General features: G+C 60.5%; 17 protein-coding genes. 11 read left to right on the top strand and 6 right to left on the bottom strand.

Annotation, left to right across the window (positions count from 1 at the left end; translation table 11 throughout):
* Positions 1 to 29: 29 nt before the first annotated feature.
* A complete protein-coding gene (locus J3P91_RS27190) occupies positions 30 to 464 on the top strand; it encodes a DcrB-related protein (protein WP_434570841.1) in 435 nt (144 codons plus the stop codon).
* Between the two features lie 188 nt (positions 465 to 652).
* Here the strand turns inward: J3P91_RS27190 and J3P91_RS27195 are convergent, their stop codons facing one another.
* From J3P91_RS27195 to J3P91_RS27205, 3 genes are all read right to left on the bottom strand, one after another.
* The gene (locus J3P91_RS27195; RefSeq protein WP_434602280.1) at positions 653 to 862 is read right to left on the bottom strand and encodes a hypothetical protein; all 210 of its coding nucleotides are present in this window, start codon (positions 860 to 862) and stop codon (positions 653 to 655) included.
* A gap of 114 nt (positions 863 to 976) precedes the next feature.
* Entirely contained in the window at positions 977 to 1,627 is a 651-nt protein-coding gene (locus J3P91_RS27200) for an HAD family hydrolase (RefSeq protein WP_434602281.1), read from the bottom strand.
* A gap of 87 nt (positions 1,628 to 1,714) precedes the next feature.
* On the bottom strand, positions 1,715 to 2,260 hold the full coding sequence (locus J3P91_RS27205; protein WP_186643364.1) for a gamma carbonic anhydrase family protein: 546 nt from the start codon (positions 2,258 to 2,260) through the stop codon (positions 1,715 to 1,717).
* A gap of 72 nt (positions 2,261 to 2,332) precedes the next feature.
* Here J3P91_RS27205 and prlC point away from each other — a divergent pair, with 72 nt between their 5' ends.
* From prlC to J3P91_RS27220, 3 genes are all read left to right on the top strand, one after another.
* Positions 2,333 to 4,411, top strand: coding sequence for an oligopeptidase A (prlC, locus tag J3P91_RS27210; protein ID WP_434602282.1), 2,079 nt, complete (start codon positions 2,333 to 2,335; stop codon positions 4,409 to 4,411).
* Positions 4,408 to 4,686 carry a YheV family putative zinc ribbon protein gene (locus tag J3P91_RS27215; RefSeq protein ID WP_434602283.1) on the top strand — a complete coding sequence of 93 codons (279 nt, stop codon included), beginning with the start codon at positions 4,408 to 4,410 and terminating at the stop codon, positions 4,684 to 4,686. The genes prlC and J3P91_RS27215 overlap by 4 nt, the downstream gene beginning before the upstream one ends.
* Before the next feature lie 117 nt (positions 4,687 to 4,803).
* Positions 4,804 to 6,816 (top strand): M3 family metallopeptidase, encoded by a 2,013-nt coding sequence (locus J3P91_RS27220; RefSeq protein WP_434602284.1) that lies wholly within the window; start codon positions 4,804 to 4,806, stop codon positions 6,814 to 6,816.
* Here the strand turns inward: J3P91_RS27220 and J3P91_RS27225 are convergent.
* Entirely contained in the window at positions 6,792 to 7,472 is a 681-nt protein-coding gene (locus tag J3P91_RS27225) for a dual specificity protein phosphatase family protein (protein WP_434602285.1), read from the bottom strand. The two genes, J3P91_RS27220 and J3P91_RS27225, sit on opposite strands and share 25 nt — an antisense overlap.
* Before the next feature lie 183 nt (positions 7,473 to 7,655).
* Here J3P91_RS27225 and J3P91_RS27230 point away from each other — a divergent pair, with 183 nt between their 5' ends.
* The 3 genes from J3P91_RS27230 (at position 7,656) to J3P91_RS27240 (ending at position 11,263) form a co-directional block, all read left to right on the top strand.
* Complete coding sequence (locus J3P91_RS27230; RefSeq protein WP_434602286.1) at positions 7,656 to 8,714, top strand: PA0069 family radical SAM protein; 1,059 nt, start codon at positions 7,656 to 7,658, stop codon at positions 8,712 to 8,714.
* Between the two features lie 197 nt (positions 8,715 to 8,911).
* Positions 8,912 to 9,643, top strand: a complete 732-nt coding sequence (locus tag J3P91_RS27235; protein ID WP_434570828.1) for a carbonic anhydrase — start codon at positions 8,912 to 8,914, stop codon at positions 9,641 to 9,643.
* A gap of 90 nt (positions 9,644 to 9,733) precedes the next feature.
* Positions 9,734 to 11,263, top strand: coding sequence for a SulP family inorganic anion transporter (locus J3P91_RS27240; protein WP_434602287.1), 1,530 nt, complete (start codon positions 9,734 to 9,736; stop codon positions 11,261 to 11,263).
* A 174-nt stretch (positions 11,264 to 11,437) separates the two neighbouring features.
* Here J3P91_RS27240 and J3P91_RS27245 read toward each other — a convergent pair whose 3' ends face one another.
* Positions 11,438 to 12,088, bottom strand: coding sequence for a hypothetical protein (locus J3P91_RS27245; protein WP_434602288.1), 651 nt, complete (start codon positions 12,086 to 12,088; stop codon positions 11,438 to 11,440).
* Between the two features lie 374 nt (positions 12,089 to 12,462).
* Here J3P91_RS27245 and coxB point away from each other — a divergent pair, with 374 nt between their 5' ends.
* The 4 genes from coxB to J3P91_RS27265 all read left to right on the top strand — a co-directional run bounded on the left by coxB (position 12,463) and on the right by J3P91_RS27265 (position 16,846).
* Complete coding sequence (gene coxB, locus J3P91_RS27250; protein ID WP_434570823.1) at positions 12,463 to 13,590, top strand: cytochrome c oxidase subunit II; 1,128 nt, start codon at positions 12,463 to 12,465, stop codon at positions 13,588 to 13,590.
* A gap of 82 nt (positions 13,591 to 13,672) precedes the next feature.
* Positions 13,673 to 15,265: a cytochrome c oxidase subunit I gene (gene ctaD / locus J3P91_RS27255; protein WP_305497829.1), complete on the top strand. Its 1,593-nt coding sequence runs from the start codon at positions 13,673 to 13,675 to the stop codon at positions 15,263 to 15,265.
* Positions 15,266 to 15,382: 117 nt separating this feature from the next.
* Positions 15,383 to 15,934: a cytochrome c oxidase assembly protein gene (locus tag J3P91_RS27260; RefSeq protein ID WP_434570821.1), complete on the top strand. Its 552-nt coding sequence runs from the start codon at positions 15,383 to 15,385 to the stop codon at positions 15,932 to 15,934.
* Positions 15,935 to 15,958: 24 nt separating this feature from the next.
* The gene (locus J3P91_RS27265) at positions 15,959 to 16,846 is read left to right on the top strand and encodes a cytochrome c oxidase subunit 3 (RefSeq protein ID WP_305497825.1); all 888 of its coding nucleotides are present in this window, start codon (positions 15,959 to 15,961) and stop codon (positions 16,844 to 16,846) included.
* Positions 16,847 to 16,870: 24 nt separating this feature from the next.
* On the opposite strand, the gene J3P91_RS27270 is transcribed toward J3P91_RS27265, so the two are convergent.
* Positions 16,871 to 17,074, bottom strand: coding sequence for a twin transmembrane helix small protein (locus J3P91_RS27270; RefSeq protein ID WP_305497823.1), 204 nt, complete (start codon positions 17,072 to 17,074; stop codon positions 16,871 to 16,873).
* Positions 17,075 to 17,121: the final 47 nt, after the last annotated feature.

Genomic DNA, 17,121 nt, shown 5'->3' on the forward strand with positions numbered 1-17,121 from the left:
CAAAGGCTAACTTCGAGACCTGATGCGCCATGACTTACCGTTTGAATGAATTTCAGCTCCAGCTGCCGCCCAGTGAGTTGCTCGACGCCTCGATCAACATCCTCAAGTTCCCCGAACTAGGCACGTCCCTGATCGTCAGCCGCAGCCTGCTCGCAGAGGGAGAAACCCTGCAAAGCAACCTCGACGACCAACTCAAGCGCCTGGAAAAGCAGGTCCAGGACCTGCGCTGCCAACCCGGCGCCACGTTGCGCGTGGGGGCTCGGCAGGAAGTCGAAGCCATCGAGTTGCGCAGCCAGTTCAACAAGGGCAACGAAAAGGTCTTTCAGTATCAGCTCGCCCTGGTACTGCCGGGCACGCGCAAGATGCTTGCCCTGAGCTACGTCAAGGCCGAGAAGCTGGGCGACGCCGAAGCGGCGCATTGGGCGACGATCAAGGGATCGCTGGTGTTTGACGCGCCGGCGTGATCAACGCCGGGCTCGTGTGGCGAGGGAGCTTGCTCCCGCTGGGTTGCGAAGCGGCCCAAAAACCTGCCAAACGCGGAGCATCAGACACACCGCACCCGCTGGTTTTACGACTGCTTCGCAGCCGAGCGGGAGCAAGCTCCCTCGCCACAGATGTCCGCCTTGTCCCGACAGGCGTCGGATTTATTTTTTCATTTCACCGTTGCGTCCCTGACCGGCAGAGTCCTTTGTGCCACCGTGCGACGCTCGCGGCGCTCCACCAGCATTTCATCGGCGACTTCGGCCGCGCTCTCCGCAATCAACTCGGGACGGCGGCCCGGTAACTGCTGCATCACCTGCGGCAAGGCGCTGACAAAATACATATCCCAGATCACCTGCTCCGTTTGCGACAGCTGAATCATGCTGTTCTCCTTGCTCGATGGATAAATTTTCTGCAGAGAACCTATGCCCGGTTACAGGTGCTGACAATCAGACAATTCCTCATGGCACGTAGGACGTTTCCTAGAGTGGCGTCTTTAGCCCCGTAAAAACGCCTGGTGCAGCTCATCCAGCGTCTGGAAATGATGTACCGGGTTCTGCTCACTCAACTCCTCGAAACTGCCAAATCCGTACCCCACCGCCGCCGCGTCCAGACCATTGCTGCGCGCGCCGATCAAGTCGTGTTTGCGATCACCGATCATCAGGGTGCTGGCCGGGTCGAGGCTTTCTTCGGCCATCAGGTGGGCGATGAGCTCGACCTTGTTGGTACGGGTACCGTCCAATTCGCTGCCGTAGATCACTTTGAAGTGCCGGGCGAAATCGAAATGACGGGCGATTTCCCGGGCGAAAACCCAGGGCTTGGACGTGGCAATGTAGAGCTGTCGGCCTTGGCCACCGAGCGTTTCCAGCAGCGGCACGACACCGTCGAAGACACGGTTTTCGTAGAGGCCGGTGACCTTGAAGCGCTCGCGATAGAAATTCACCGCGTCCCAGGCTTTCGCTTCATCGAAGGCATAGAACTGCATGAAGGCCTGCAACAGCGGCGGGCCGATGAAGTGTTCGAGACGGGTCAGGTCGGGTTCGTCGATGCCCAGTTTGTCCAGGGCGAACTGGATCGAACGGGTGATGCCCTCGCGCGGGTCGGTAAGCGTGCCGTCGAGGTCAAAAAGTATGGTCTGGTAGTGCATGGCTGGTCCTGAGGAAGTAAGTGGGCTGCTACGCAGCCCAGCGGGAGCAAGCTCCCTCGCCACGAGAATAAGGGCCTGGCAAATCACTCAAGGCTGGTCGTAGCCTTCAGCCAGATGCAAATCCTTGAGCTTTACGTAGTTCGCCGCGCTGTAGGTGAAAAAGGCCCGCTCTTTGTCCGTCAGCGGCCGGACCTGCTTCACCGGGCTGCCCACATACAAAAAACCGCTTTCCAAGCGCTTGCCCGGCGGTACGAGGCTGCCGGCACCGATGATTACGTCGTCTTCGACCACCGCGCCATCCATGACAATGCTGCCCATGCCGATCAGGATCCGGCTGCCGACTGAACAGCCATGGAGCATGACTTTATGGGCAATCGTCACGTCGTCGCCGATCAGCAACGGGAAGCCATCGGGGTTGAACGGCCCGGCGTGAGTGATGTGCAGCACGCAGCCGTCCTGGACACTGGTGCGGGCGCCGATGCGGATGCGGTGCATGTCGCCGCGAATGACCGTCAGCGGCCAGACGGAGCTGTCTTCGCCGATCTCAACGTCGCCGATCACCACCGCGGTGCTGTCGACAAAAGCGCCCCGGGCAAGCCGCGGGCTGTGGTTCTGGTACGTTCGAAGGGTCACGATAGGCTCTCTCTTGTCCGATGATAGGCGCTGCTAGCTGCGGTGAACGTCGATTGTAATTAAGATGGGCCCATGTTTCTTCCAGCCAAGGTGCCAACCGTGAGCGTGAACAACCCTCTTTTGCAGCCCTACGACCTGCCGCCATTCTCGGCGATCCGTGCCGAGCACGTGCAACCGGCCATCGAGCAGATCCTGGCTGACAACCGTGCCGCCATCGCCGAGATTCTCAAGACACAAGTCAAACAGCCCACCTGGGCCGGCCTGGTATTGGCAATGGATGAGCTCAATGATCGCCTGGGCGCGGCCTGGAGCCCGGTGAGCCATTTGAACGCGGTGCGCAACAGTCCCGAGTTGCGCGAAGCCTACGAGGCTTGCCTGCCGGCGCTGAGTGCCTATTCCACCGAGCTGGGCCAGAACCGCGAACTGTTCCAGGCGTTCGAAGCCCTGGTGAACAGCCCCGAGGCCGCCGGTTTCGACGTGGCCCAGAAAACCATCCTGGAACATTCGCTGCGCGACTTCCGCCTGTCGGGCATCGATCTGCCGCCCGAGCAGCAAAAGCGCTACGCCGAAGTGCAAAGCAAGCTGTCCGAACTGGGCAGCCGCTTTTCCAACCAGTTGCTCGACGCGACCCAGGCCTGGACCAAGCATGTCACCTCTGAGGCCGCCCTCGCCGGCCTGACCGACTCGGCCAAGGCGCAGATGGCCGCGGCGGCCCAGGCCAAAGGCCTCGACGGTTGGCTGATCAACCTGGAATTTCCCAGCTACTACGCGGTGATGACCTACGCCGAAGACCGCGCCCTGCGCGAAGAAGTCTACGCCGCCTACTGCACCCGCGCCTCGGACCAGGGCCCGAACGCCGGTCAGAACGATAACGGCCCGGTGATGGAGCAGATCCTCGACCTGCGCCAGGAACTGGCCCAGTTGCTGGGTTTCGCCAACTTCGCCGAATTGAGCCTGGCAACCAAGATGGCTGAATCCAGCGATCAGGTGCTCAGCTTCCTGCGCGACCTGGCCAAGCGCAGCAAACCGTTCGCCGCCCAGGATCTGGAACAATTAAAAGCCTTCGCCGCCGAACAGGGCTGCCCCGACCTGCAAAGCTGGGACAGCGGCTTTTATGGTGAAAAACTCCGCCAGCAACGTTACAGCGTCGCCCAGGAAGCCCTGCGCGCCTACTTCCCGATCGACAAGGTACTGAGCGGCCTGTTCGCCATCGTGCAACGCCTCTATGGCATCGAGATCGCTGAACTGAAGGGTTTCGACGCCTGGCATCCGGACGTGCGCCTGTTCGAGATCAAGGAAAACGGCCAGCACGTCGGGCGCTTCTTCTTCGATCTGTACGCCCGCCCCAACAAGCGTGGCGGCGCCTGGATGGATGGCGCCCGCGATCGTCGCCGCACCCTTGATGGCGCGCTGCAAAGCCCGGTCGCCAACCTGGTGTGCAACTTCACCCCGGCCGACAGTGGCAAGCCAGCGCTGCTGACCCACGACGAAGTGACCACGCTGTTCCACGAGTTCGGCCACGGCCTGCATCACCTGCTGACCCGCGTCGACCATGCCGGCGTGTCGGGCATCAACGGCGTGGCCTGGGACGCCGTGGAGCTGCCGAGCCAGTTCATGGAAAACTGGTGCTGGGAGCCTGAAGGCCTGGCGCTGATTTCCGGTCACTACGAAACCGGTGAGCCATTGCCCCAGGACCTGCTGGAAAAAATGCTCGCGGCGAAGAACTTCCAGTCCGGCCTGATGATGGTCCGCCAGTTGGAATTCTCGCTGTTCGACTTCGAACTGCACGCCACCCACGGCGATGGCCGCAGCGTGCTGCAAGTGCTTGAAGGCGTACGCGACGAGGTGTCGGTGATGCGTCCGCCTGCCTACAACCGCTTCCCTAACAGCTTCGCGCATATTTTCGCCGGCGGTTACGCGGCGGGTTACTACAGCTACAAATGGGCGGAAGTGCTGTCGGCCGATGCGTTCTCCAGATTCGAAGAAGACGGCGTGCTCAACGCCGAAACCGGTCGGGCTTTCCGCGAAGCCATCCTGGCGCGTGGCGGCTCCCAGGAGCCGATGGTGCTGTTCGTCGACTTCCGTGGCCGTGAGCCTTCGATTGACGCACTCTTGCGCCATAGCGGCCTGAGCGAGGACGCGGCAGCATGAGTGAGGGGCCTGTGATTACCAAACGACGCTTCATCGCCGGGGCAGTCTGCCCGGCGTGCAGTGAACCGGACAAGTTGATGATGTGGAACGAAGACGGCGTGCCCCATCGCGAATGCGTGGCCTGTGGTTATTCCGACACGCTCAACGAACAAGGCCTGTCGGTGCCCAAGGAATTGGGCACCCGGGTCAATACGTCCGCCTTGAAAGTACCGGACGCCAAGGTCCAGGCGGTGCAGTTCTTCCCCAACCCCAAGCTTAAGAAAAAATCCGACTGAAATCTCCGGCATCACCTTCCGGGCTGCCCGGCCCGGAAGCGATATATATATACCGCAAGTCGCCCTGCCTTCCTCTTCAGACTGGTCCGACACGTCCAGACTGAAAGGAAGCTTTCCATGCCAAACGCTGATAACCCGCTACTGCAGGACTACGACCTGCCGCCCTTTTCGCGCGTCCAGGCCGAACACTTTTCCCCGGCCCTCGACCAGATAATCGTTGAAAGCCGCATCAAAGTTGCCGCGATCATTGCCAGCCAGACACCCTTCCCAACCTGGGACGACCTCGTCTTGGCAATGGACGAAATCCACACGCGGCTGGAGGGTTTCGGCTACCTGCTGAATCGCCTGACCTCGACCCGGACAGGTGACGCCTGGAAGCAGGCCGCGCTCGATTGCGATGTACGATTGCGCGACTTTCAGATCGGGCTGCAACAAAACACCGAACTGTTTCAGCTCTACGAGCGCCTGAACAACAGCGAGATAGCCAGGAATTTCGAACCGGCACGCAAGAGGGTACTGGAAAAAAACCTGCGACAGTTTCGTGAAAACACGCCGATGACCACGGCGAGCGACCTGAGCCTGCTGCAAGTCCGTATTCGAAACGCCGAAGGTCTGTTTTTTGACCAGTTGGAAATGGCCAGCAAAGCCTGGGACATCCTCTTTGACGACGAGGCCCAGCTCAGCGGCTTGCCAGCGGCATTCAAACAGCACATGGCCCACTTGGCCCGCAAGGTCGGGCGCACCGGATGGCTGCTGACTCTCAATGAAGAGTCGCATCGCATCGTCACCCACTATGCCGACAATCGCTCGTTGCGCCAGCAGATCCACGAGGCCTACAGCACGCGTGCTTCCGATCAAGGACCGCACGCTGGACAGTTCGACAATGGCATCGTCCTCAGGCAGCTGCTGGACGATCGGCACGAGTATGCGAACCTGATGGGCCATACGGATTTCGCTGAATGGGCGGTCGCGGCAGAGCAGGCCGGGTCCGCCGAACAGGTACTGGCTTTCCTGGACAACCAACTCCAGTCGCAGCAGGGCACCTTTTGTGTGGAGGCCGAACAGCTCAAGGCCTTCGCCAGGGAACGAGGCCTCAGCGAGCCCGAACCTTGGGACTATCGGTACCTGGCGGAAAAAATTCGCCAGCGAGCGGCAGGCATCTCACAGGAGGCACTGAGCGCCTGGTTTCCGTTGGAAGCGGTTTTTTCCAGGCTGCTGGTGATCGCGTCGAATCTATTCGCCGTGAACTTCGTCGAACGCAAGGATGTGGCCAGCTGGGATCCTGACGTACGTCTTTTTGAAGTCACGGAGAGCGGAACGAGCATCGGTTATATCTATTTCGATCCGTTCGAGTCCGATAACCATGAAGGTTATCCTCAAACCACAACCATTCGTGACCGCCAGATTACCGCTGAAGGCTTGCTCCGACGCCCTATCGCCGTCCTGCATGGCTGGCTGCCACGGGGAACAGCGGCGAACCCGACCCTGCTCGACCATCTGCAGCTACGCATCCTTGTCCATGAATTTGGTCATTGCCTGCATCAGGTCTTGAGCCAGGCAGCCTATCGGGACATATCGGCCATCATCAAGTTATCCCGCGATACGGTCGAATTCGCAGGTTGCCTGCTCGAAAAATGGTGCTTCGCCAAGGAGTTTCTGATCCGCGTATCGGCGCATCATCAAACCGGAGCAGCCTTGCCTGACGAGATGGCCGATCAGTTCATGAGGCTCATCAGCACCCAGGCCAGTTGGGAAACCGCCAACGAGTTGCGCAACGCGCTGCTGGATTTCGAGTTGCACCGTAACCACGCCGATGGACGCAGTGTCCAGCAGGTATTCCAGCAGGTCAGCGAAAAGATCCGCCATTTGCCAGTGATTGCCAATGCACGTCTGGCCAACGGGCTGGACCATATGGTGACGGGCTACGACGCAAGAATGTACGCCTACCCATGGTCCAAGGCCCTGGCCGAATCGGTTTTCCAGAGGTTCCAGCGCGACGGAATCTTTAAAGCGACGACCGGCAGGGCGCTTCGCGAACATATATTCGGGCCGGGCGACTCGCGTCCGTTGTCCGAATCCATAAGCGCGTTCCTCAGCGCGACCAATCAGCGTGAAGGAGCCAATGACTGAGGATCGAGGTGACGCGCCGTGGTCGTTGAATTGACCCAGCCTTTCAACGAGCACAGCGCAAACACGCTGGTACTGCAATCGCCATCTCTCAAGGCAACACGGAGCTTCTCGACATCGGCTTGCATCATGTAGCGAACCCCGTCCTTGAAGTGGTGGCTGTCGCCGAAACCGCCTTCGGTCATTTCCTCCAGGGCGTCTTCCTTGCTCCAGCCCTGCACGACCACCCGGTACATGGCGGCCATCAAGCCGGTACGGTCCGAGCCGTGCTTGCAATGCATGAGCACCGGACCCTTGGCCTGCGCGTCCTGGATGGCGCGCAGGGCCTTGAGAACATCACTGTCGTCGACGTGATTGGTGCGATAGGGCAACTGCACTTGCTTGATATCAGGCGCGGACAACCAGTTCGCGTCCGAATCAGGCAGAAAATTGATGACTGTGCCGATATCGAGTTTCGCCAGCAGGGGCAAGGCACCACCGTCCGGCAAGGAACTGCGATAGAGCGTAGGCGACATCTGGTAGAGGTCGTAGCGTTTTTCTACGGGCTGGGCCCATTCGCCGGGCCTGGCATCGTCGCTGGTGGCGGCCTGGGCGGCGGAGTCGACCAGCGCGACGAGCAAGGCCAGGCACAGCAGGGAACGCAAACAGAGCTTGAGCATGAGGAGCAACCGCCGACCAAGGATTTGGAAGTCGTCAGTTTCGGTTCGCCTCGGTTAAAAGCCTGTGAGCAAGACGTCAAAGCGCCGTGAACCAGAGCCTGCTTTTCCTGAACCGCCAAACGGCACTGGCTTGAATCGACGGCAGCGAATACTGTATGCGCATACAGCTTTCGGAGTATTCCCATGTCCGTCTCACTTCCGCCCCGTGGCCGCGGCACCGCCACCAACCCGCACAACCGCTTCGCGCCGAGCCGTTCGGTGGCCGAGGACGATGGCTGGTATCAGGAAGTGCCGCCGACCCAGGGCACCGAGGTGCGCATCGAAACGGCCAAGACCATCATCACTCGAAACACCTCCACGGATATCCCTTTCGATCGTTCGATCAATCCTTATCGAGGCTGCGAACACGGCTGCATCTACTGCTATGCGCGACCCAGCCATGCCTACTGGGACATGTCGCCCGGGCTGGATTTCGAAACCAGGCTGATCGCCAAGACCAACGCCGCCGATGTGCTGGAAGAGCAGTTGTCGCGGCGCGGCTATCAATGCGCGCCGATTGCCCTGGGTTCCAATACCGATCCCTACCAGCCGATCGAACGCGAACAGCGCATTACCCGGCGGATTCTCGAAGTGCTGCTGCGATACCGGCACCCGGTGACGATTGTCACCAAGGGCTCGCTGATCCTGCGCGACCTCGACCTGCTGACCGAACTGGCAGAGCAACGCCTGGTACATGTGATGATCAGCCTCACCACGCTGGACGACGAACTCAAGCGCATCCTCGAACCCCGCGCGGCGGCGCCGAAGGCCCGGTTGCGGGCGATAAAGGTCATGCGCGAGGCGGGCATCAACGTCGGCGTGCTGTGCGCGCCGATGATCCCGATGATCAACGACAGCGAGATTGAAAGCCTGCTGACCGAAGCCCACGCTGCCGGTGCACAGAATGCCGCCTACGTCATGTTGCGCCTGCCGCTGGAAGTGGCGCCGCTGTTCGAGGAGTGGTTGCAGGCGCACTACCCGCAGCGCGCCGCTCATGTGCTGAGCCTGGTGCGCCAGAGCCGCGGTGGCGAATTGTATGACAGCCGGTTTGGCGTGCGGATGCGCGGCGAAGGCCCGTTCGCCGACCTGCTGGCCCAGCGCTTCGCCAAGGCGCTCAAGCGTTTGGGCCTGAACCGACGAGATGGTTACAATCTTGACTGCGATGCCTTCTGTCCGCCCGGCCGACAGATGTCGTTGATTTGATTAAAGTTGACCTTGGAACGGGCACTGGACATGAGCTGCGCCAGTGTTTCGCCACCCCTGGAATCGTTGTCCTAGAGCCTTCGATTCAGTTTGAGTTAAGTTTCGGCCGCTACCTTGTTCAGCGAGTGACTGACGGGTCGAACACGTCGACCTGGATATTTTTTAACCAGCCACTGGCGTCTTAAAGAGGATGAATCATGAGTGACAAGGATAAACAGCCGTTGGCTGCGTCGGCTTCAGCCCAACCCGAGGCGGAAACCGCCGATGCAGCGCTGCAGCACATTGTTGACGGCTTTTTGCATTTCCATCACGAGATCTTTCCCCAACAGGAAGAACTCTTCAAGAAACTCGCCACCGCCCAGAAACCCCGGGCGATGTTCATCACCTGCGCCGATTCGCGCATCGTGCCCGAGCTGATCACCCATAGCTCCCCAGGCGACCTGTTCGTGACCCGTAACGTCGGCAACGTCGTTCCACCGTACGGACAAATGAACGGCGGCGTTTCCACTGCCATTGAATACGCCGTGCTGGCCCTGGGTGTGCAACACATTATCGTTTGCGGCCATTCCGATTGCGGCGCCATGCGTGCGGTGCTCAACCCCGACACCCTGGAAAAAATGCCGACGGTCAAGGCCTGGCTGCGCCACGCCGAAGTGGCCAAGACCATGGTCCACGACAACTGCCCGTGCGGTGACGAAAAGCAGACCATGCCCGTCCTCACCGAAGAAAACGTGATCGCCCAGTTGCAGCATTTGCGAACGCACCCTTCGGTGGCCTCTCGCATGGCCAGCGGCCAGTTGTTCATCCATGGCTGGGTGTACAACATCGAGACCAGCGAGATCAAAGCCTTTGATGCGGACCGGGGTTGTTTCCTGCCGCTCGATGGCAGCCATCCGATACCGGTGGCGACGCCCAAAGCGCGCTTCTAACCGCTCCTAAACATCCTTGTGTGGTCGAGCCTCCCGCCATTTGCGCGGGCGGGCCTCGCCATGCCTGAAGAAAATTTCGGGAGAGTCGCCATGCGCGCTGCTCAATTAAAAGCTGTTCTGCCACGGGAGCTCCTGGCTTCGGTGGTTGTATTCCTGGTGGCGCTGCCCTTGTGCATGGGCATCGCCATTGCATCGGGCCTGCCACCCGCCAAAGGCCTGATTACCGGTATCGTCGGTGGTCTGATCGTGGGCTTCCTGGCTGGCTCCAAGCTGCAAGTCAGCGGCCCGGCGGCCGGTTTGGCGGTGCTGGTCTTCGAACTGGTGCGCCAGCATGGCGTAGCAATGCTCGGGCCGATCCTCTTGCTGGCCGGGCTGCTGCAACTGCTGGCCGGGCGTTTTCGCCTCGGTTGCTGGTTCAGGGTCACCGCGCCTGCCGTGGTCTACGGCATGCTGGCCGGTATCGGTGTGCTGATCATCTTGTCCCAGGTCCATGTGATGCTTGACGCGGCGCCCAAGCCTTCCGGGCTGGATAACCTGGCGGCGTTCCCGGCGGCAGTCGCCCAGGCTTTACCTTCGTTCGGCTGGCAGGCCGGTTTGCTCGGCCTGTCGACGATCGCAGTGATGTGGCTGTGGGAAAAGTTTCGCCCCCATAGCCTGCGCTTCGTTCCTGGCGCCCTGCTCGGCGTGGGCCTGGCAACGGTTGCCAGCCTGCTGCTGGCGTTGCAGGTCAAGCGCGTGGAGGTTCCGGAAAACATGGCCGAAGCCATCGACTGGTTGCGCCCGGCGGATTTGCTGAACCTGGCCGACCCCTCCGTGTTGATCGCCGCGTTCGCGGTCGCTTTCATCGCCAGTGCGGAAACCTTGCTCTCGGCGGCTGCCGTCGATCGCATGCACAGCGGCGAGCGGGCGGATTTCGATCGGGAACTGTCCGCCCAAGGTATCGGCAACATGCTCTGTGGCCTGCTCGGTGCCTTGCCGATGACCGGCGTGATCGTGCGCAGCTCAGCCAACGTCCAGGCCGGGGCGACCACACGGATGTCGACGATCTTCCACGGTTTGTGGTTGCTGCTCTTCGTGCTGCTGCTGTCCAGCGTGCTGCAAAGCATCCCGGTGGCGAGCCTGGCGGGTGTGCTGGTCTACACCGGTTTCAAACTGGTGGATATCAAGGCGTTCCGTGGCCTGGGCCGTTATGGCCGGATGCCGATGTTCACCTACGCCGCGACGGCGCTGGCGATCATCTTCACCGACCTGCTGACCGGCGTGCTGATCGGTTTTGGCCTGACCCTGGTGAAACTGGCGTGGAAAGCCTCGCGCCTGAAGATCAGCCTGATCGACTTGCCCCAGGACGGCGAGATGGAACTGCGCTTGGTGGGTGCGGCAACCTTCCTCAAGGTTCCAGCCCTGACCCAGGTGCTGAACACCATTCCCGAAGGCGCAACGGTGCATGTGCCGCTCAACAACCTGAGCTATATCGACCATTCCTGCCTGGAATTGCTCGAAGAATGGAGCCGGGCGAATGCCAGCAAGGGTTCGAAGTTGTTGATCGAATCACGCGGGCTCAAGCGCCGGCTGGAAGGACGGTTGCGCACGACCGTGGGGGTTGGCGCAGCCTCTGCCTGATGTCTCTCACCCCCATAAGGGTTGGGTGTAGGGCACATGATTCATGAACACCACAGATCCAATGTGGGAGCGAGCTTGCTCGCGATAGCGGTGTGTCAGTCAACTACGATTTTGCTGATCCGACGCCATCGCGAGCAAGCTCGCTCCCACGGGGTTTGATGTTTGCCTGAGAGATCAAGCCGCCGGCTGATCCAGATCCAGGCCCACGCCCAAGCGGCGGGACATGCAGGGCCAGCGCTTCCAGGCTGCGCCGGTTTCCGGGCTGCTGAGCTTCTCGCGGTAGGTTTCCACCGACTCCAGTGCAAACGTCTCGTCGTTGAGCATCTCGTCGAACGCGTGATGCACCACCTCATCGAGTTGGTTGGCAAATTCCTCACCGATCAACTGATGGGCAATCAGATTGGCAACCGTCATGTCCAAGGGGATCAGCGGCTGGCCGAAATGCTTGATGTACAGGTCGTTGACCTCCTCCACAAACCGGTGCGCCAGATAGGCTTCGTCAAGCAGGCTGTTGAGCCCGACATGCCCGGCCATGATCGTCGGAGGCTGGAGGAAATACTGCTCGGCAATTTTCAGTACGGGCTTGATCTGCGACTCGATACCCGCCTCCCTGGCGACGTCGTTGGCTGCATCCAGCAGGTCAGGCACTTCGTTGATATAGGCTGCGACAAACCGCGCCAGAACGTCGTTGGCGTTCGCGTCCGGGAGCTGAATGGCGGGGTGCAGCGTCGGTAACTGGGCCGTCAACTGACGACTCAGCAGACCGGTCTCGGCCTCGTGCTGTTGGGCTTTTTGGATCTGCTCGCGCAATGCGGCGGTGTTCATGACAACTCCAGGAAACAACAGGCAATGAAATAGGAATGACATAACTTAGCTGGCGCATAAAAACTCCTAAGACCTATTTTTCATAACTGCCTCATCCTTGATACGTCGCCGTTATATCGGTTTGCCATCACTCTGCTGCGCATCCTTCTCCATTCGTGGGCTCTGGCGCAAGTCCCAGCTGTTTCAAACGATTTACGCCGTCGCGTTGCGAGGTTGCGGGTGCTGTCTATACTCGGTTTGGAATGGAGTTAGCCGATGACACCCGATTGCATGTGCAGCAAGGCGCGGCGAGTCAAGTAAGCAGTCTGGAATGCCGATCCCTTGCCGCAGGCGTTACGCCTACGGGATAACAAGAACGATAAGGGGAACCCGCAATGACGCGACATCCACACGTATGGATGGGCCTCCTGTTGTGGTCGATTTTCAGCCAGGCGCAAGCGGCCTGGACTGTGAATATGGCGCCTGGAGCGACACAGATCAGCAACGCAGTGTTCGACTTGCACATGACCATCTTCTGGATCTGCGTGGTCATCGGCATCATCGTCTTTGGCGCCATGTTCTGGTCGATGATGATGCACCGCCGCTCAACCGGGCAGAACGCCGCCCACTTCCACGAAAACACTCGCGTGGAAATCCTCTGGACCATCGTGCCCTTCCTGATCCTGGTGGCCATGGCGGTTCCCGCCACCGCCACGCTGATCAAGATGTACGACTCCAGCGAATCGGAGATCGATGTCCAGGTCACCGGCTACCAATGGAAGTGGCACTACAAATACCTGGGCCAGGACGTCGAGTTCTTCAGCAACCTGGCCACGCCTGCCGAACAAATCCACAACCAGAGCACCAAGGGCGAGCACTACCTGCTTGAAGTCGACAAGCCGCTGGTGCTGCCAGTCGACGCCAAGGTGCGCTTCCTGGTGACCTCCGCCGACGTGATCCACTCGTGGTGGGTGCCGGCCTTCGCCGTCAAGCGCGACGCCATTCCGGGGTTCGTCAACGAAGCCTGGACCCGCGTCGACAAGCCCGGCATTTATCGCGGCCAGTGCGCCGAGCTGTGCGGCAAGGACCATGGTTTCATGCCGATCGTGGTCGAGGTCAAGAGCAAGCCCGACTACGAAAAATGGCTGGGCGAACGCAAGGCCGAAGCCGCGCAGCTCAAAGAGCTGACCAGCAAGGAATGGACCCTGGAAGAACTCAAGGAACGTGGCGACAAGGTCTACCACACCACTTGCGTGGCCTGTCACCAGGCCGAAGGCCAGGGCCTGCCGCCGATGTTCCCGGCGCTCAAGGGCTCGAAAATCGCCACCGGGCCGATCAAGGATCACTTGAACATCGTCTTCCACGGCAAGCCCGGCACCTCCATGGCCGCGTTCGGCAAACAGCTGTCGGAAGTCGATATCGCCGCGGTCGTGACCTACGAGCGTAACGCCTGGGGCAACAACAAGGGCGACATGGTCACCCCTAAAGAAGTGCTGGAACTCAAACAGGCGGATAGCCAATGAGCCGCCCTGACGTCCGTTCCCGCAACCGGTCGGGGCTCGTTGCCCCGCGCCGACCAGCCCATTCGTTCGAAGGAGACAGGACATGAGTGCTGTGATCGATGACCACGGTCATGCCGGCGCCGACCACGCCCACGGCCCCGCCAAGGGCCTGATGCGCTGGGTACTGACCACCAACCACAAGGATATCGGCACGCTGTACCTGTGGTTCGCGTTCTCCATGTTCCTGCTGGGCGGCTCGTTCGCCATGGTGATCCGCGCCGAGCTGTTCCAGCCCGGCCTGCAGATCGTGCAGCCGGAATTCTTCAACCAGATGACCACCATGCATGGCCTGGTGATGGTCTTCGGCGCGGTGATGCCGGCCTTCGTCGGCCTCGCCAACTGGATGGTCCCGCTGATGATCGGCGCACCGGACATGGCCCTGCCGCGGATGAACAACTTCAGTTTCTGGCTGTTGCCGGCGGCGTTCCTGATGCTGGTTTCCACCCTGTTCACACCGGGCGGCGGGCCGAACTTCGGCTGGACCTTCTACGCGCCGCTGTCCACCACCTATGCGCCGGAAAGCGTGACGTTCTTCATCTTTGCCATCCACCTGATGGGCATCAGCTCGATCATGGGCGCGATCAACGTGGTCGCCACCATCCTCAACCTGCGCGCCCCCGGCATGACGCTGATGAAGATGCCCCTGTTCGTCTGGACCTGGCTGATCACCGCTTTCCTGCTGATCGCGGTGATGCCAGTGCTGGCCGGCTGCGTGACGATGATGCTGATGGACATCCACTTCGGCACCAGCTTCTTCAACGCCGCCGGTGGCGGTGACCCCGTGCTGTTCCAGCATGTGTTCTGGTTCTTCGGCCACCCTGAGGTGTACATCATGATCCTGCCGGCCTTCGGTGCCGTCAGCTCGATCATCCCGGCATTCTCGCGCAAGCCGCTGTTCGGCTACACCTCGATGGTCTACGCCACGGCGGCCATTGCCTTCCTCTCGTTCATCGTCTGGGCGCACCACATGTTCGTGGTCGGCATCCCGCTGGTGGGCGAACTGTTCTTCATGTACGCCACCCTGCTGATCGCCGTGCCCACCGGAGTGAAGGTGTTCAACTGGGCGAGCACCATGTGGCAAGGCTCGCTGACCTTCGAGACACCGATGCTGTTTGCCGTGGCGTTCGTGATCCTGTTTTCCATCGGCGGTTTCTCCGGGCTGATGCTGGCTATCGCGCCGGCGGACTTCCAGTACCAGGACACCTACTTTGTGGTCGCGCATTTCCACTACGTGCTGGTGCCTGGTGCGATCTTCGGGATTTTCGCCTCGGCCTACTACTGGCTGCCGAAATGGACCGGCCACATGTACGACGAAACCCTCGGCAAGCTGCACTTCTGGCTCTCGTTCATCGGCATGAACATGGCGTTCTTCCCGATGCACTTCGTTGGCCTGGCGGGCATGCCCCGGCGGATTCCCGACTACAACCTGCAGTTCGCCGATTTCAACATGGTCTCGTCGATCGGCGCGTTCATGTTCGGCACCACGCAGATTTTCTTCCTGTTCATCGTGATCAAGACCATCCGTGGCGGTGAGCCGGCACCGGCCAAGCCGTGGGATGGCGCAGAAGGGCTGGAATGGAGCGTGCCGTCGCCGGCGCCATATCACACCTTCACCACGCCGCCGGAAGTGAAATGAACACGCCAGCTTCTGTGGGAGCGAGCCTGCTCGCGAAAACGGTATGCCTGGCACACCGCGTCGCGTCTTTCGCGAGCAGGCTCGCTCCCACAGGGTTCTCGGTGCGGAGCGCAGGCCATGGCTGACTCGATCTCGCTGAAAAAACTGGTCACCCGCCTGTTGCTGGTGGTGGCGGCCATGTTTGCCTTCGGGTTTGCCCTGGTGCCGATCTACGACGTGATGTGCAAAGCGTTCGGCATCAACGGCAAAACCGGCGGGCAGTACACGGGTGAGCAAACCGTTGATGAGTCGCGGCAGGTCCGGGTGCAGTTCTTGTCGACCAACTCGGTGGACATGGTCTGGGACTTCTACCCCAAGGGCGATCAATTGGTGGTCAAGCCGGGAGCGGTCAACGAGATGGTGTTCATTGCCCATAACCCCACCGATCGGCCGATGAGCGCCCAGGCGGTGCCGAGCATTTCGCCGAGCAACGCCGCGGCGTATTTCCACAAGACCGAATGTTTCTGTTTTACCCAGCAAGTGCTGCAACCCGGCGAACGCATCGAAATGCCCATGCGCTTCATCGTCGACCGGGACATGCCCAAGGAAGTGAAGCACCTGACGCTGTCCTACACGCTGTTCGATATCACCGCTCGTCATCCACCGGTGGCTGTAAACACTGACCGATAGCGTGCCCGATAAGGAGAACAATAAATGGCAACTCATGAGCACTATTACGTTCCGGCCCAGAGCAAATGGCCGATCATCGCCACGGTCGGGATGTTCGTCACGGTGTATGGCCTGGCGACCTGGTTCAACGACCTGAAAGCGGCGCGTCCGGATTCCCACGGCCCGCTGATCTTTTTCGTCGGTGGCCTGCTGCTGGCCTACATGCTGTTCGGCTGGTTTGGCGCGGTCATCAAGGAAAGCCGCGCCGGGCTGTACAGCGCGCAGCTCGATCGCTCGTTCCGCTGGGGCATGAGCTGGTTCATTTTTTCCGAGGTGATGTTCTTCGTCGCCTTCTTCGGCGCGCTGTTCTATGTGCGCGTGGTGTCGGCGCCCGGCTTGGCCGGCGAAGGCAGCAAGGGCCTGTCGGAAATGCTCTGGCCAAATTTCGAATACGTCTGGCCATTGCTGAACAACCCCGATCCGAAACTCTTTCCGGCGCCCAAGGACGTCATCAGCCCGTGGGGCTTGCCGCTGCTCAACACGATCCTGCTGGTCAGCTCCAGCGTCACCGTCACCATCGCCCACCATGCCCTGAAGAAAGGTCATCGCGGCGCGCTGAAAATCTGGCTGGCGATCACCGTGCTGCTGGGTTGCGCCTTCCTGGGTTTCCAGGCCGAGGAATACATCCACGCCTACAAGGAACTGGGCCTGACCCTGGGTTCGGGGATCTACGGCGCGACGTTCTTCATGCTCACGGGCTTTCACGGCGCCCACGTCACCATCGGCACGATCATCCTGTTCGTGATGCTGATGCGCATCATGCGCGGGCATTTCGACAACGAGCATCAGTTCGGCTTCGAGGCCGCGAGCTGGTATTGGCACTTCGTCGATGTGGTGTGGATCGGCTTGTTCTTCTTCGTCTACATACTCTGAGGCAACCGTTATCAGGGCGGCTCTTTACCAAGGAGCATGGGACACCAACTGGCCGCTGAAAAAGCCCCAGGCGATCAAGCCGACGGTGACGACGGCCAGGCTGACGCGAATCGCCAGGGCGATGACCAGGCGATTGGAATTGCTGTCGTCCTTGACCAGAAAAAACAAGCCGCTGAACAGGCTGGCAATCGTGGCGATCAGCATCAGGACGATGGCTGCTTTTAGCATCAGGAACACTCCGGGGGAACGCGATGCACGTGAGTATAGCTATCCCG

The organism is Pseudomonas sp. Z4-7, from assembly GCF_051131965.1.
In the GTDB taxonomy this organism is placed as follows: domain Bacteria; phylum Pseudomonadota; class Gammaproteobacteria; order Pseudomonadales; family Pseudomonadaceae; genus Aquipseudomonas.

Bases quoted from the DNA above. Each gene is read 5' to 3' on its own strand.
- J3P91_RS27230 (WP_434602286.1), top strand. From the start codon at position 7,656: ATGTCCGTCTCACTTCCGCCCCGTGGCCGCGGCACCGCCACCAACCCG.
- J3P91_RS27190 (WP_434570841.1), top strand. From the start codon at position 30: ATGACTTACCGTTTGAATGAATTTCAGCTCCAGCTGCCGCCCAGTGAG.
- J3P91_RS27200 (WP_434602281.1), bottom strand. From the start codon at position 1,627: ATGCACTACCAGACCATACTTTTTGACCTCGACGGCACGCTTACCGAC.
- J3P91_RS27225 (WP_434602285.1), bottom strand. From the start codon at position 7,472: ATGCTCAAGCTCTGTTTGCGTTCCCTGCTGTGCCTGGCCTTGCTCGTC.
- ctaD (WP_305497829.1), top strand. From the start codon at position 13,673: ATGAGTGCTGTGATCGATGACCACGGTCATGCCGGCGCCGACCACGCC.
- J3P91_RS27215 (WP_434602283.1), top strand. From the start codon at position 4,408: ATGAGTGAGGGGCCTGTGATTACCAAACGACGCTTCATCGCCGGGGCA.
- J3P91_RS27220 (WP_434602284.1), top strand. From the start codon at position 4,804: ATGCCAAACGCTGATAACCCGCTACTGCAGGACTACGACCTGCCGCCC.
- J3P91_RS27265 (WP_305497825.1), top strand. From the start codon at position 15,959: ATGGCAACTCATGAGCACTATTACGTTCCGGCCCAGAGCAAATGGCCG.
- J3P91_RS27195 (WP_434602280.1), bottom strand. From the start codon at position 862: ATGATTCAGCTGTCGCAAACGGAGCAGGTGATCTGGGATATGTATTTT.
- J3P91_RS27240 (WP_434602287.1), top strand. From the start codon at position 9,734: ATGCGCGCTGCTCAATTAAAAGCTGTTCTGCCACGGGAGCTCCTGGCT.
- J3P91_RS27260 (WP_434570821.1), top strand. From the start codon at position 15,383: ATGGCTGACTCGATCTCGCTGAAAAAACTGGTCACCCGCCTGTTGCTG.
- coxB (WP_434570823.1), top strand. From the start codon at position 12,463: ATGACGCGACATCCACACGTATGGATGGGCCTCCTGTTGTGGTCGATT.
- J3P91_RS27235 (WP_434570828.1), top strand. From the start codon at position 8,912: ATGAGTGACAAGGATAAACAGCCGTTGGCTGCGTCGGCTTCAGCCCAA.
- J3P91_RS27245 (WP_434602288.1), bottom strand. From the start codon at position 12,088: ATGAACACCGCCGCATTGCGCGAGCAGATCCAAAAAGCCCAACAGCAC.
- J3P91_RS27270 (WP_305497823.1), bottom strand. From the start codon at position 17,074: ATGCTAAAAGCAGCCATCGTCCTGATGCTGATCGCCACGATTGCCAGC.
- prlC (WP_434602282.1), top strand. From the start codon at position 2,333: ATGTTTCTTCCAGCCAAGGTGCCAACCGTGAGCGTGAACAACCCTCTT.